The 13133-nt window shown below is 64.5% G+C and carries 14 protein-coding genes; 9 read left to right on the forward strand and 5 right to left on the reverse strand.

Annotated elements, in window-relative coordinates; all coding sequences use genetic code 11:
• Positions 1–2: 2 nt before the first annotated feature.
• The 3 genes from EPO55_RS16785 to EPO55_RS16795 are packed head-to-tail and all read left to right on the forward strand — an operon-like array spanning position 3 to position 3397.
• Positions 3–1382 carry a TRAP transporter large permease subunit gene (locus EPO55_RS16785; RefSeq protein ID WP_296338169.1) on the forward strand — a complete coding sequence of 460 codons (1380 nt, stop codon included), beginning with the start codon at positions 3–5 and terminating at the stop codon, positions 1380–1382.
• A 43-nt stretch (positions 1383–1425) separates the two neighbouring features.
• Positions 1426–1995: a TRAP transporter small permease subunit gene (locus tag EPO55_RS16790; RefSeq protein ID WP_296338170.1), complete on the forward strand. Its 570-nt coding sequence runs from the start codon at positions 1426–1428 to the stop codon at positions 1993–1995.
• 19 nt (positions 1996–2014) lie between these two features.
• Complete coding sequence (locus tag EPO55_RS16795) at positions 2015–3397, forward strand: TRAP transporter large permease subunit (protein WP_296338171.1); 1383 nt, start codon at positions 2015–2017, stop codon at positions 3395–3397.
• A 37-nt stretch (positions 3398–3434) separates the two neighbouring features.
• On the opposite strand, the gene EPO55_RS16800 is transcribed toward EPO55_RS16795, so the two are convergent.
• On the reverse strand, positions 3435–3833 hold the full coding sequence (locus tag EPO55_RS16800) for an MAPEG family protein (protein WP_296338172.1): 399 nt from the start codon (positions 3831–3833) through the stop codon (positions 3435–3437).
• A 152-nt stretch (positions 3834–3985) separates the two neighbouring features.
• Here EPO55_RS16800 and EPO55_RS16805 point away from each other — a divergent pair, with 152 nt between their 5' ends.
• The 4 genes from EPO55_RS16805 (at position 3986) to EPO55_RS16820 (ending at position 8656) form a co-directional block, all read left to right on the forward strand.
• Positions 3986–5548 (forward strand): ABC transporter substrate-binding protein, encoded by a 1563-nt coding sequence (locus EPO55_RS16805; RefSeq protein WP_296338173.1) that lies wholly within the window; start codon positions 3986–3988, stop codon positions 5546–5548.
• A gap of 77 nt (positions 5549–5625) precedes the next feature.
• The gene (locus tag EPO55_RS16810) at positions 5626–6651 is read left to right on the forward strand and encodes an ABC transporter substrate-binding protein (RefSeq protein ID WP_296338174.1); all 1026 of its coding nucleotides are present in this window, start codon (positions 5626–5628) and stop codon (positions 6649–6651) included.
• A 53-nt stretch (positions 6652–6704) separates the two neighbouring features.
• Entirely contained in the window at positions 6705–8129 is a 1425-nt protein-coding gene (locus EPO55_RS16815; protein ID WP_296338175.1) for a sodium:proton antiporter, read from the forward strand.
• Entirely contained in the window at positions 8126–8656 is a 531-nt protein-coding gene (locus EPO55_RS16820) for a hypothetical protein (protein WP_296338176.1), read from the forward strand. The genes EPO55_RS16815 and EPO55_RS16820 overlap by 4 nt, the downstream gene beginning before the upstream one ends.
• Positions 8657–8686: 30 nt before the next feature.
• Here the strand turns inward: EPO55_RS16820 and EPO55_RS16825 are convergent, their stop codons facing one another.
• On the reverse strand, positions 8687–9070 hold the full coding sequence (locus tag EPO55_RS16825) for a helix-turn-helix domain-containing protein (protein ID WP_296338177.1): 384 nt from the start codon (positions 9068–9070) through the stop codon (positions 8687–8689).
• Between the two features lie 146 nt (positions 9071–9216).
• Between EPO55_RS16825 and EPO55_RS16830 the strand changes: the two genes are divergently transcribed.
• Positions 9217–9801 (forward strand): flavodoxin family protein, encoded by a 585-nt coding sequence (locus EPO55_RS16830; protein ID WP_296338178.1) that lies wholly within the window; start codon positions 9217–9219, stop codon positions 9799–9801.
• A gap of 89 nt (positions 9802–9890) precedes the next feature.
• Here EPO55_RS16830 and EPO55_RS16835 read toward each other — a convergent pair whose 3' ends face one another.
• The gene (locus EPO55_RS16835; RefSeq protein ID WP_296338180.1) at positions 9891–11459 is read right to left on the reverse strand and encodes an ABC transporter substrate-binding protein; all 1569 of its coding nucleotides are present in this window, start codon (positions 11457–11459) and stop codon (positions 9891–9893) included.
• 77 nt (positions 11460–11536) lie between these two features.
• On the opposite strand from EPO55_RS16835, the gene EPO55_RS16840 reads away from it, so the two are divergent.
• On the forward strand, positions 11537–12301 hold the full coding sequence (locus tag EPO55_RS16840; RefSeq protein ID WP_296338182.1) for a class III extradiol ring-cleavage dioxygenase: 765 nt from the start codon (positions 11537–11539) through the stop codon (positions 12299–12301).
• Positions 12302–12480: 179 nt separating this feature from the next.
• Here the strand turns inward: EPO55_RS16840 and grxD are convergent, their stop codons facing one another.
• Both grxD and EPO55_RS16850 read right to left on the reverse strand, forming a co-directional pair.
• Positions 12481–12822 carry a Grx4 family monothiol glutaredoxin gene (grxD, locus tag EPO55_RS16845; RefSeq protein ID WP_296338183.1) on the reverse strand — a complete coding sequence of 114 codons (342 nt, stop codon included), beginning with the start codon at positions 12820–12822 and terminating at the stop codon, positions 12481–12483.
• A 67-nt stretch (positions 12823–12889) separates the two neighbouring features.
• Positions 12890–13126: a BolA family transcriptional regulator gene (locus tag EPO55_RS16850; RefSeq protein ID WP_296338184.1), complete on the reverse strand. Its 237-nt coding sequence runs from the start codon at positions 13124–13126 to the stop codon at positions 12890–12892.
• Between the last annotated feature and the right edge of the window lie 7 nt (positions 13127–13133).

Below are 13133 nucleotides of genomic sequence, written 5' to 3' on the forward strand. Positions count from 1 at the left end.
CCATGGAATGGGTCGGCGACCATCTCTCCATCCTCATGTTCCTGGTGCTCACGTTCATCATGTTCGTGGGCTATCCGGTGGCCTTCGTCCTCGGCGGCGTGGCACTCGCCTTCGGCGTCCTCGGAATGATGTTCGACGTCTTCCGGCCGGCCCAGTTCGGCAGCCTGATCCCGCGCATCTGGGGCCAGGCCGTGCAGAACCAGGTCCTGATCGCGGTGCCCATGTTCGTCTTCATGGGAACGATCCTGGAAAAATCCGGCGTCGCGGACGAACTCCTCAAGGCCCTGCAGGTGCTCACCCGGCGGATTCCCGGCGGACTCGCCATGTCGGTGACCCTGATGGGCACGATCATGGCGGCGACGACCGGAATCGTCGGCGCCTCGGTGATCATGCTGACCCTGATCGCGCTCCCGACCATGCTGGCGATGGGCTACTCCAAGGAACTGTCGGTCGGCACGATCGCGTCGGCGGGGACACTGGGAATCCTGATTCCGCCCAGTATCATGCTGGTCATCATGGGCGATCTCATGACGCTCTCGGTCGGCACGCTGTTCACCGCGGCGATCATTCCGGGCCTGGTACTGTCGGGCATCTACCTCGTTTATGTCGGCATCCTCGCCGCCGTGCGGCCGGATCTCGCGCCGCCGCTGGCGACCGACGTCGGGCCCCAGGGTTCCGCCGAGTTGATGCAAATGATTTTTCGCAGCTTCCTGCCGCCGGCCTTCCTGATCTTCGTCGTGCTGGGCTCGATCTTCGGCGGCTGGGCGACGCCGACCGAGGCAGGCGGCACCGGCTGTGCCGGCGCACTGGCGCTGGCGTGGTGGAACAAGCGCCTCAGCATGAAGATGCTGAGGGAGGTCATCGAGAGTTCGGCGCTCACCAACGCCCTGGTCTTCTTCATCATCTTCGGCGCAACGCTGTTCTCCTTCGTCTTCCGGGCGCTGGGGGGCGACGACCTGGTGGCCGAGATGCTGAAGGCCGCCGGCATCGACTCGGGCTGGGAAATCCTGGTCTTCGTGATGGTGCTGGTCTTCATCATGGGCTTCTTCTTCGACTGGCTCGAAATCTGCCTGATCGTGCTGCCGATCTTCGCGCCCATCCTGAAGGCCATCGATTTCACGCCGCACATCACCGAGAACAAGGACTTCATGGTCTGGTTCGTGATCCTGGTGTCGGTCAACTTGCAGTCGGCCTTCCTGACGCCACCCTTCGGCTTCGCGCTGTTCTACATGAAAGCGACCGTGCCGCCCTCGGTGACGATGATGCACATCTATCGTGGCATCGTCCCGTTCGTGGCATTGCAGATGCTGGCGCTCACCTTCTGCATCATCTGGCCGGAGATCATCCTGTACCTGCCGCGCGAGTTCGGATTCCTCGATTGACCCGGTAACCAAGCGTCGGGGAAGCGCCGAAGGGATTTTGAGTATGCAAGCGTTGCTGGGCGTCGCCGACACCATCGAACGGGTGTTGCGTACCATCGCCGACTGGTCGGGCTGGCTGATGGTCGTGCTGATGGTCGTCATCTGCTTCGACATCATGAGCCGCAAGATGGGGTTCCAGATCCCGGGCATGGGATCGACCCGGTTGCAGGAACTCGAGTGGCATCTGCACACCATTCTGTTCTCGATGTGGCTCGGCCAGTGCTACATCCTGAATGCCCATCCGCGCGTCGATACCCTGACGGCCCATCGTTCGCTGCGCACGCGGGCGTGGGTCGAGATCGCGGGCTGCCTCGCCTTCGCATTGCCCTACGCCGGCATCGTCGCCTGGTACGGCCTGGGTTTCGTCGCCACTTCCTACATGACCGGCGAGAGTTCCGAGGCCGTGATCGGCCTGTCGCACCGCTGGATCATCAAGGCCTTCTTCGTGCTCGGCCTGTGGATGCTGGTCGCCGCCATCGTTGCCGTGATCTTGCGGCTGATCGTCTTTCTTTCCGGCGGGGTGGCGGGCCGCCCTGCCGACCTTAACATCGAACGCTTCGTCGATCCGACATGATGTTTCGCGGCGTGCCCTCATGATCGCTTGGCTCAGCGAAAACCTGGCGCTCGTCATGTTCGTGACGATGTTCGCCGTCATCTTCTGCGGCTATCCCGTGGCCTTCGTCCTGGGCGGCACCGGTCTCGCCTTCGGCCTGATCGCCTGGAGTTTGGGCGATTTCCCGCTGGTCAAGCTCACCAACATCCTGCTGCGCATGTGGGGCGGCGTCGCCGTCGATCCCGTGCTGGTGTCGCTGCCCATGTTCATCTTCATGGGCGCGCTGCTCGAACGAAGCGGCGTCGCCAAGGACATGCTCGACGCCTCGCAGGTCATGCTGCGCCGCACGCCGGGTGGGCTCGCCGTCGCGGTCATGGTGATGGGCACCATCCTGGCCGCGCCGATCGGCGTGGTCGGCGCGTCGGTCATCATGTTGTCGCTGATCTCGCTGCCGCCCATGTTGGCGGCGGGCTACGACAAGCGCCTGGCGATCGGCACCATCGGTTCGGCGGGGACGCTGGGCATCCTGATACCGCCCTCGATCATGCTGGTCGTGATGGGCGAGATGCTCAACACCTCGCTGGGCGCACTGTTCGCGGCAGCGACCATTCCGGGCTTCCTGCTGTCGGGTCTCTATCTCGTCTACATCTGGGGCGTCGCCATCGCCAAGCCCAGCTGGGCGCCCAAGATGCCGAAGGAATCGGGGCCGCAGACCTGGGGGGAGGTCTGGAAGGTCGTGGCCTTCGGCATGCTGCCCATGACCGTCCTGATGGTGGTCGTGCTGGGCTCGATCTTCGCCGGCTTCGCCACGGCCACCGAGAGCGCGGGCGTCGGCTGCGCCGGCGCCATCCTGATCGCCTGGATGAACGGCCGCTTCAGCCTGCAGATGATCAGGGAATCCATCCGCGACTCGTGCCGCGCCAACGGCCTGGTCTTCATGGTGGTGCTGGGTGCCACCGGCTTCTCCCTGATCTTCCGCGAACTGGGCGGCGACGAGCTGATGCTGAGCACGCTCTTGCATCTCGGCGTCGACACGCCGTGGGAGATGCTGATCTTCGTCATGATCCTGATCTTCCTGCTCGGCTTCCCGTTCGAGTGGATCGAGATCTGCCTGATCGTGCTGCCGATTTTTGCCCCGATCCTGGCCAAGATGGATTTCTCCAGCCACATCGGCAACAACGCCTGGTTCATGCCGTGGTTCGCCACCCTGGTGGCGGTGAACCTGCAGACCTCCTTCATGTCGCCGCCCTTCGGGGCCACGCTTTTCTACATGAAGGGCACTGTGCCGCCCGGCGTGTCGATGTCGGACGTCTACCGCGGCATGTATCCGTTCCTCATCCTGCAGGTCATCGGCCTGTTCCTCTGCCTCTATTACCCGAGCCTGTCGCTGTGGCTGCCGGAAGTCACCGGCATGCTCGACTGATCCGGGCAGGGGCGCTGGTAGGACATCAGGATGGGCCTCAGGCTGGCCAGACCACTGCCGCCATGACCATGACCAGTCCCGCGGATGCGATGTTCCAGCTGAACGTCCGCAGCCACCGGACGCCGGTTGCATAGAGGGGCAGGAAGAGCACCCGCCCACCGAGATAGATCACTGCACCGGCCTCGCTCAGCCACCATCCCGTTCGATGGAAGATCTCGAGCATCAGCACGGCAGCGGCAAAGATCGCAAAGGTTTCGAGGAAGTTGCGTTGTGCCCGGTCGAGACGTCCGGCAACGCCGGCGGGTCGAAGATCCTCGTCGCGCGCGCCGACGGTATAGGTGTTCCCGACCTGCGCCTTGAAGGCGAACGACGCGACGGCGAGGTGCACAAGCCCCAGTACCATCGCCCCGAACAATGCCCAGGATTCAATAGACATGACCACCTCCAGCCTGACCGGCTGCCAGTATACGACCGCCGCCTTGTCTGTCCCGGCGGGCGACGCTGATTTCGGACCTGCTCGACTGACCGGTGACAGGCGCGCCCCGGGCGGCCTAGAGTTTGGACCTCCATTTGTCGGGGGACCATTCCATGCGTCGTTTTGTGTTAATTGCAGCCGCTGCCATCGCCGCTGCGCTGTCGTCCGCTGCCTCGGCGCAGACGCTTAAAGTCGTCATGCATTCCGACGTGAAGGTGCTCGATCCGATCTGGAGCGGCGCCTACATCACGCGCAACCACGGCTACATGCTCTACGACACGCTGTTCGCCATGGACGAGAAGTTCCAGGTGAAGCCGCAGATGGTCGACAGTTTCACGACCAGCGACGATGGATTGACCTGGACCTTCAAGCTGCGCGACGGCCTGGAATGGCATGACGGCCAGCCGGTGACGGCGGAGGATTGCGTCGCCTCGCTGAAACGCTGGTCGGCGCGCGACGCGATGGGCCAGAAGCTCGCGCAGTCGATCCTGGAATACAAGGTCGTCGATCCCAGGACCTTCCAGATCGTGCTCAAGGAAAAGTTCGGCCAGCTTATCAACGCGATCGGCAAACCGTCGGTCGTCGTGCCCTTCATGATGCCCAAGCGCATCGCCGAGACCGATCCGTTCAAGCAGATCGACGACTATGTCGGCTCCGGCCCCTTCGTGTTCAAGAAGGATGAATGGAAGCCGGGCGAGAAGCTGGTCTACACCAAGTTCGCCAAGTACAAGCCGCGCGCCGAGCCGATGTCGGGCCTGGCGGGCGGCAAGGTCGTGGGCCTCGACAGGGTCGAATGGGTGTGGATTCCCGACGCCGAGACGCAGGTGAACGCGCTGCTGAACGGCGAGATCGACATGCTGGAGTCGGTGAGCTCTGATCACCTGCCGCTGCTCGAGAAGAACAAGAACATCCGCATCATCAAGAACACGACCTCCAACCAGTACGTGTTCCGCATGAACTGGCTGCTGCCGCCCTTCAACAACGTCAAGGTCCGCCAGGCCGCGGCCATGGCCCTGAACCAGATCGATTTCCTGCAGGCCAACATCGGCGACAGCCGCTTCTACCGGACCTGCAAGGCGATGTTCACCTGCGACACGCCGCTCGCCACCGACGCCGGCATGGAAGGGCTGGTCGAGGGCAATTCGGCCAAGGCCAAGGAGATGCTGGCGGCATCGGGCTACGACGGCACGCCCGTCACGCTGCTCTATCCGACCGACCTCGGCGTCATCAAGCAGCTCGGTCCCGTCGCCAAGGCGGCCCTCGAGAAGGCCGGCTTCAAGGTCGATCTGCAGCCGCTCGACTGGCAGAGCATGATCGTGCGGCTGCAGAAGAAGGTGCCGGTGTCGGAAGGCGGCTGGAACGCCTTTTCCACGAGCTGGTCGCAGGTCGACATCCTCGACCCGCTGATGACGCCCTTCCTGGCCGCGAACTGCGACAAGGCCCGCGCCGGCTGGCCGTGCGACGAGGCCATGGAGAAGCTGCGCGACAAGTACGTCAAGGCCGCGACCGACGCCGAGAAGAAGGCGGTCGCCGAGGAGGCGCAGCGCTATGCGCTCCAGATCGTCACCCATGTGCCCCTGGGCGAATGGTTCGGTGTCGGTGCGGTGCGTGCCAACGTCGGCACCCGCCCGGTGCCACCTCCGATCACGACCTTCTGGGGCGTGACGAAGAAGTAGGGCGCCGCCATACTTGCCACTCGTACTCCTCTCCCCCTGAAGGGGGAGAGGACAAGAGGGAATGGGAGGCAAGTTTGTTGAATCATCGTCTGACACGCCGCGTGGCGCTGGGCGGCGCCATGGCCGCAACGCTGGCGCCTGCCGCCCGCGCGCAGGAGCTCACCAAGGCCTCGATCGCGCTCCTGCGGCTGTCCTCGTCCGGGCCGGTCTTCATCGCCCAGGAGAAGGGCTGGTTCAGGGAAGCGGGGGTCGACCTCACGCTCAAGGATTTCACCGCCGCGGCCCAGGTGCCGCTCGCCATCGTCTCCGGCGACGCCGATTTCGGGACTACGGCCTTCACCGCCGGTTTCTACAATCTGGCGGCCAAGGGCGGGCTGAAGGTGATCGCGGCGCAAAGCGCGGAGCGGCCGGGATTTCAGCTCAACGTCATCGCCGTGACGAAGCAGGCGTGGGACGCCGGCGTGCGCTCGATCAAGGACCTCGCCGGCAAGCGCGTCGCCATGACCACGGCGGGGTCCTCGATGCACTATTCGATTGAGATCCTGGCGCGCAAATATGGCGTCGACGCCAAGACCATCATCATGGTGCCGCTGCAGTCATTGCCCAACATGGCGGCGGCCTTCAAGGGCGGCCAGGTCGATGCCGCCAGCTTTCCCATCACCACATACCGCCAGGTCGAGTCGGAGGCGGGCGGCCATATCATCGCCTATGTCGGCGACGAGGAGCCGTGGCAACTCGGCGCCGTCTTCACCTCGCCCAAGACCATCGCCGAGCGCCGGCCGCTGGTGGAGAAATTCCTGGTGGGCTACCGGCGCGGCGCCGCGGCCTACAACCAGGCCTTCGGCAAGCGCGAGAACGGCAAACTGGTACCGGGCCCGAACTACGACGAGATGATCGCGCTGCTGTCGGTGGCGCTGAAGCAGCCGCCGGAGCGGGTGGCGCAGGGCCTGCCCTTCATCGATCCCGAGGGCCGGCTCGACGTCGGCGACATTTACAAGCAGGTCGCCTTCTGGCAGGCCTCGGGCCAGGTCGCCAAGGACGCCGACGCCAAGTCGTTCGTCGACCTGAGCTTCGTGGCCGGCCACTTCAACGTGCCCAAATAGCGTCACGTCTCCCTCAGCACGGACTCCCGACACGGATGGCAGAGGCACGCCGAATGAAGCGACAGACCTTGTTGACGATCCTCGCTCTTGCCGCCGCGATGTTCGCCCTGCCGGCGCTGGCCGCCGGTCCTGACGCGCCGGCGATCGACGGACGTGGCCTCAGTTTGCTGTGGATCGTGCCGTTCGCCGGCATCCTGCTGTCGATCGCAGTCATGCCGCTCGCGCTGCCCCGGTTCTGGCATCACCATTTCGGCAAGGTGTCGGCGGCGTGGGCCCTGATGGTCATCGTGCCCTTTGCGGTGATTTACGGCGTGCCGACCGCCGCCTACGAGATCATCCATCTGCTGCTGCTCGACTACATTCCCTTCATCGTGCTGCTGCTGGCGCTGTTCACTGTGACCGGTGGCATCCACATCAAGGGTAACATGCACGGCTCGCCGTCGATGAACACGGCCCTGCTCGCCGTCGGCACGGTGCTGGCCGGCTGGATGGGCACCACCGGGGCCTCGATGCTGCTGATCCGGCCCGTCATCCGGGCCAACGACGACCGGAAGCACAAGATCCACGTCTTCGTCTTCTTCATCTTCCTGGTGTCGAACATCGGCGGCGCGCTGACACCGCTCGGTGATCCGCCGCTGTTTCTCGGCTTCCTGAAGGGTGTCAGCTTCTTCTGGACCACCACGAACCTGTTCGGCGAAATGCTGCTCTGCGCCATCGTGCTGCTCGGCCTCTTCTATGCGATCGACAGCTACTGGTACCGCAAGGAAGGTCACCTCAAGCGCGATCCGACGCCGGAATCGCCGGTGCGGGTCGAGGGTGGCGTCAACATCATCCTGCTGGCGGCGATCGTCGGCGTGGTGCTGGCGAGCGGCACCTGGAACCCGGGCGTTCACTTCACCGTTTTCCACGTCACGCTCGAACTGCAGCACGTGGCGCGCGACCTCTGCCTGGTGGCGATCTGTGCGCTCTCGCTCAAGCTCACCTCGAGCAGGTTGCGGTCCGAGAATTCCTTCAGCTGGGGCCCGATGGCCGAGGTCGCCAAGCTGTTCGCCGGCATCTTCATCACCATCGCGCCGGCGATCGCCATCCTGAAGGTCGGCAAGGACGGCGCCATGGCGCCGTTGGTCGCGCTGGTCACCAATCCGGACGGCCAGCCCAACGACATCTGGTATTTCTGGCTCACCGGCATCCTGTCTAGCTTCCTCGACAATGCACCGACCTATCTGGTGTTCTTCAATCTCGCGGGCGGCGATGCCAATGTCCTGATGGGCGCGCTCGCCAGCACCCTGGCGGCGATCTCCTGCGGCGCGGTGTTCATGGGCGCCAACACCTACATCGGCAACGCCCCAAACTTCATGGTCAAGGCCGTGGTCGAGGAGTCCGGCATCCGCATGCCGAGCTTCTTCGGTTACATGGCGTGGTCATGCGCGATCCTGGTTCCCCTTTTCGTGCTGGTGACCGTGGTGTTCTTCCAATGAAGACGCGCGACGTCAGGGAGGAGGATTTGGCGATCGTCGCCGGATGCCTGCGTCGCGCCCGGCTTATGATCGCTAGTCTTTTCGGGGGAGCGCTGCTCGCCATCACCGGTGCGGCTTGGCTGTGGAATGCCGGCCTTCTCGGAGCGGGCCAAGGGGGGCGGCTTTTCGGCGCTGTCCTGGTCGGATCGCTGCTGGTCATAGCGGTCAAGCTCGGCCTTCTCCTGCAACGCCGCTCCGCCATCGAGGAGTCTGCCGTCTTTCGGCTTCTGCGAGATCAGCCCGGCCGAGTGCTGTGGACTTTCCCGACGGCGTTGCGCACGAACGTTCTGGGCATCGACATTGAAGCCGAGCAATTGATCATCCTCTGTACCGACGACGCCAGGATCGAGCGGGTCCGAGGTGTACGGAAGAGTGATGTTCAGAAGGTCGCGGCTGCGGTGCGGCGTCTGACTCCAGGGGCATATTACGGCCTAACGGATGCCAACCGCCGCCGCTTTCAGAAGACCACGGGGTTTGTCGTCAAATAGTCGGAAGTAGCGGGAGAGCCGGGTTCGAACCTATTCCGCCGCCTTCAGTTCCGCCGCCCGCACCGCGCGCAGCGCGGCGTCTTCCACTTCCCAGCGCATGCCGATCTCGGCCAGGCGGCCCATCACGTCGTCGAGTTCGTGGCCGCGCTTGGTCAACGAATAGGTGACCTTGGGCGGGATCGTCGGCTCGTAGTCGCGCCGCACCAGTCCCGCGCCCTCGAGCGTGCGCAGCCGCTCCGTCAGCATCTTGGCCGAGACGCCCGATACGCGGCGCTTCAGTTCGCCGAAGCGCTGCGGCCCGTGGGTCTTGAGGTTGTAGAGGATGTAGGTCGTCCACGGCCCCATCAGCATGCGCAGGATGAAGTCCATCGGGCAGGAGACGCTCTCCTTGCGGAGTTCGGCAGTCGTGATCATCGGCGTGGTCTCCAGGTTACGAATCGGTACCTACTGGTAAATATATAGTCCTCACCTTAGATGTTTCCAGTCACTTTGTGTAATCGACTGCGCTTGGGAAACGATTTGGTCATTTTCCAAGCAAAATCAAAGGATTGGAGAACCTCATGAGCAACATTGCCATCGTCTATCACTCCGGCTTCGGCCACACCCAGGCCCTGGCCGAAGCCGTTGCCGCCGGTGCCCAGGCCGTCTCGGGCACTAAGGTGAGCCTCGTGCCGGTCGCCGAAGCGGAGGCCCGCGAGGCCGAGCTCGACGCCGCCGACGCCATCGTCTTCGGCAGCCCGACCTACATGGGCAGCGTCTCGGCCGACTTCGCCAGGTTCGAGGAATGGACGTCGAAGCGCTGGATGGCGCGGGCGTGGCAGAACAAGCTCGCCTCCGGCTTCACCAACTCGGCGTCCTGGAATGGCGACAAGCAGAACACGCTGGTCCAGCTCATGACGCTCGCCATGCAGCACGGCATGGTCTGGGTCGGCCTCGGCCTGGCGCCGGGTTTTAACCACTCCAAGAGCTCGATCGAGGATCTCAACCGCCTCGGCGCCTCGATCGGCGCCATGGCGCAGTCCAACGCCGACCAGGGCGTCGAAGGCATCGCCCCGAGCGACTTCAGGACCTTCGAGGCGCTGGGCCGCCGTGTCGCCGAGGCGGCCGGGCGGTGGAAGGAAGAGCTGCTGGCGAAGGCTGCGTAAGGGACGTGGTGTCATCCCGAACCGAAGGCGAGGGATCTTTGCCGATACTGGAAAGTTCTCTCACTTCGTTCGGGATGACAACTTCGCTGTCACTTCTTGCTGATGTTCCAGAGGATCGGTACCGGCGCCGGGATCCAGCCTTCCAGCCGGTCCTTGCGGTAGGCGCCGAACGCCTTGTACTGGCCGAGCACGAGGTAGACGGCCTGCTCCATGACGCGGTCGGAGACGGCCAGCGCCACCGCCTTCTGGCGCTCGGGGTCGGTCTCCTTGGCGAAGGCCTGGCGCAGCTTCTCCATCTCGGGATCGCACGGCCAGCCGAACCACGCCTTGTCGCAGCCGCCGCTGGTGAAGGAGTTGCCGGCCGGGTTGTCGGCATCGACGGTGACGGTGGTGGTGTAGAAGACGTTCCAGCCACCCTTGTCCGGCGCCTCCTTGCGGGCGCGGCGGGCGACCACGGTCTGCCAGTCCATCGCCTGCAGGTCGACCTTGAAGCCGGCCCGCTCCAGCGCCTGCTTGCCGACCGGCGGCAGCTGGTTGGACGATTGCAGGTCGGTCTGGTGCAGCATGACGATGGGCGTGCCGTCGTAGCCGCTCTCCTTCAGGAGCTCGCGCGCCTTCTCGAGGTTGGGCTTGATCAGGAGGTCGCCGTAGCTCTTCTCGAACGGCGAGCCGCAGACCAGCGGCGCGTTGCAGACCTTGTAGATCTCGGGATCGCCCACCTGGGCGCGCAGGAAGTCCTCCTGGGCGATGGCCAGCATCGCGGCCTGGCGCGCCTTCACATTGTTGAACGGCGGATGGAGGTGGTTCAGCCGCATGATGATCTGGCTGCCGAGCTGGTTCCAGCCGAACAGGGCGATGTTCTTGTCGGCCTTGAGCAGCGGGAAGTGGTCGGGGATCGGCACCTCGATCATGTCGATCTCGCCCTGGACCAGGGCGTTGACCGCCGTCATCGGGTCGCCGATGGCCAGCCATTCGATGCGGTCGACCTTGGCGACCTTGCCGCCGGCCAGCATCGAGGGCGGCTCGGGGCGCGGCTTGTACTTGGTGTTCTTGGCATAGACGATCTTCTCGCCGGGCTTCCACTCCTCCTTCTTGAAGATGAAAGGGCCGGAGCCGGTGTAGTCGGAAATCTGCTTGAACGGGTCGGTCTCGGCGACCCGCTTGGGCATCATGAAGGGCACGGTCGAGCTGGGCTTGCCGAGCGCGTCGAGCAGCAGGCCGAACGGCTCCTTGAGCACGATGGTGAAGGTCTTGGCGTCGATCGGCTTGACGTCGGCGGTGACCGCCATCAGCTGCTGGCCGAGCGCGTCGCGGGCGCCCCAGCGCTTGATCGAGGCGACGCAGTCCTCGGCCGTCACCGGCTGGCCGTCGTGCCATTCCAGGCCGTCGCGCAGCGTGAAGGTCCAGGTGAGCTTGTCGGGCGAGACGGTCCGCTTGTCGACCATCTGCGGCTGGATGCGCAGCTGGGCGTCCTTGGCGAACAGCGTGTCGTAGACCAGGTAGCCGTGGTTGCGGGTGATGAAAGCGGTGGTCCAGATCGGGTCCAGCACCTTGAGGTCGGAATGGGCCACCATCCGGAGCGTCGTCTGGGCCATCGCGGCCGGCGCCGCCAGGATCACCCACAGGCAGGCCGCAATCTGACCCCATCTCCGCAACATGTGCATAGTATCGTCCTTCCCTTGTCCCGGATCCCGATTGCACACAGGCTGCCACGAGCCGCGTGAGGAATAAAGCGATGTCGATGCCTACTGTCTTCGTGTCACACGGCGCACCGACGCTGATCCTGCAGGAGTCGCCAGCGCGGACCTTCCTGGCCTCGCTCGGCCAGCTGCTGCCGCGCCCCAAGGCGATCGTGGCGGTATCGGCCCATTGGGACACCGACGTGCCCGCCGTCTCTCTGGCGCGCAGGCCCGACACCATCCACGATTTCTACGGCTTCCCCGATGCGCTCTATCGCCTGCGCTATGCCGCACCCGGTGCGCCGGAACTGGCCGAGCGCGTGGCCAGGCTCACCGGGGCGGCGCACGACGCTCATCGGGGGCTGGACCACGGCGCCTGGGTGCCGGCGATGCTGGGCTGGCCCGAGGCCGACATCCCGATCTTCCAGCTTTCGGTGCAGCCGGAGCAAGACCCGGCGCACCACATTGCGCTCGGCCGCAAGCTGAGTGCCTTACGCGAAGAAGACATCCTGGTGATGGGCAGCGGCAGCGCCACGCACAACCTGCGCGCCCTGGTGCGCGGCGGGGCTGCCTCCGAACCCGAACCGTGGGCGCGGGAATTCGACGACTGGCTGGTGGACACCGTGGAGAAGGGCGACGAGGCGGCGCTCGCCGACTATCGCGCCCGGGCGCCCAATGCCGTCGATGCCCACCCCACGGATGAGCACTTCCTGCCGCTGCATGTGGCCTATGGCGCGGCGGGCGAAGGCGCCCGCGGACGGGCGCTGCACCGCAGCTTCACGCTGGGGAATCTTTCGATGGCGTCGTATGCGTTTGGCTAAGGCGCGTTCAGACGCGCCGGCGGGCGGCAGCGCTTGTAATCAAGCGCGAGAGCCCGCACGTTTCAGAAAAGGTATGAATTCAGACTGATCGAAGACTGCTTGCAAGCCTCCACACAGCAGGCTCTCGCGCTTCGCGTTGCGAAGCGCTGCCGCCTGCCGACGCGCTGCTTTGCAGCGCGCTAAGCCGCGTTGGCCAGCGAGATGCCCTTGTCCTTGAACAGCTGCTCCAGCTCGCCGGTCTCGAACATCTCGCGGACGATGTCGCAGCCGCCGATGAACTCGCCCTTCACGTAGAGCTGGGGAATTGTCGGCCACTGGCTGAATTCCTTGATGCCCTCGCGCAGGTCCGGGTCGACCAGGATATTGATGCCGTGGAATTTTACGCCGAGCTGGCTCAGGGCATCGACGGTGGCGGCGGAGAAGCCGCACTGCGGGAACACCGGCGTGCCCTTCATGAACAGCAGTACGTCGTTCTTGCCGATCTCGTCGCGGATGCGCTCGAACACTTCGGGTTCGCTCATGTCGATCTCCTGGAGGGATCCAAGGAAGCGCCCCTGGGGACGCGGATATGAAGGCAATATAGGGCGGTCAGGGCCTTTGCGCCATGGTGGTCAACTTGAGGGCATGCAGCACGCCGCCCATCCGGCCGCCCAGCGCGCCATAGACCATCTGATGCTGCTGGATCTTCGATTTGCCGGTGAAGGCCGGTGAAATAACCGTAGCCGCATAGTGGTCTCCGTCGCCGGCCAGGTCCTGAATCTCGACCTCGGCATCGGGGATGCCTTCCTTGATCAGGCGGATGATGTCGTTGGCTTCCATCGGCATGGCGCTC

This window comes from Reyranella sp. (genome assembly GCF_004296935.1).
In the GTDB taxonomy this organism is placed as follows: domain Bacteria; phylum Pseudomonadota; class Alphaproteobacteria; order Reyranellales; family Reyranellaceae; genus Reyranella.

Bases quoted from the DNA above. Each gene is read 5' to 3' on its own strand.
- EPO55_RS16785 (WP_296338169.1), top strand. From the start codon at position 3: ATGGAATGGGTCGGCGACCATCTCTCCATCCTCATGTTCCTGGTGCTC.
- EPO55_RS16790 (WP_296338170.1), top strand. From the start codon at position 1,426: ATGCAAGCGTTGCTGGGCGTCGCCGACACCATCGAACGGGTGTTGCGT.
- EPO55_RS16795 (WP_296338171.1), top strand. From the start codon at position 2,015: ATGATCGCTTGGCTCAGCGAAAACCTGGCGCTCGTCATGTTCGTGACG.
- EPO55_RS16800 (WP_296338172.1), bottom strand. From the start codon at position 3,833: ATGTCTATTGAATCCTGGGCATTGTTCGGGGCGATGGTACTGGGGCTT.
- EPO55_RS16805 (WP_296338173.1), top strand. From the start codon at position 3,986: ATGCGTCGTTTTGTGTTAATTGCAGCCGCTGCCATCGCCGCTGCGCTG.
- EPO55_RS16815 (WP_296338175.1), top strand. From the start codon at position 6,705: ATGAAGCGACAGACCTTGTTGACGATCCTCGCTCTTGCCGCCGCGATG.
- EPO55_RS16820 (WP_296338176.1), top strand. From the start codon at position 8,126: ATGAAGACGCGCGACGTCAGGGAGGAGGATTTGGCGATCGTCGCCGGA.
- EPO55_RS16825 (WP_296338177.1), bottom strand. From the start codon at position 9,070: ATGATCACGACTGCCGAACTCCGCAAGGAGAGCGTCTCCTGCCCGATG.
- EPO55_RS16830 (WP_296338178.1), top strand. From the start codon at position 9,217: ATGAGCAACATTGCCATCGTCTATCACTCCGGCTTCGGCCACACCCAG.
- EPO55_RS16835 (WP_296338180.1), bottom strand. From the start codon at position 11,459: ATGTTGCGGAGATGGGGTCAGATTGCGGCCTGCCTGTGGGTGATCCTG.
- EPO55_RS16840 (WP_296338182.1), top strand. From the start codon at position 11,537: ATGTCGATGCCTACTGTCTTCGTGTCACACGGCGCACCGACGCTGATC.
- grxD (WP_296338183.1), bottom strand. From the start codon at position 12,822: ATGAGCGAACCCGAAGTGTTCGAGCGCATCCGCGACGAGATCGGCAAG.
- EPO55_RS16850 (WP_296338184.1), bottom strand. From the start codon at position 13,126: ATGCCGATGGAAGCCAACGACATCATCCGCCTGATCAAGGAAGGCATC.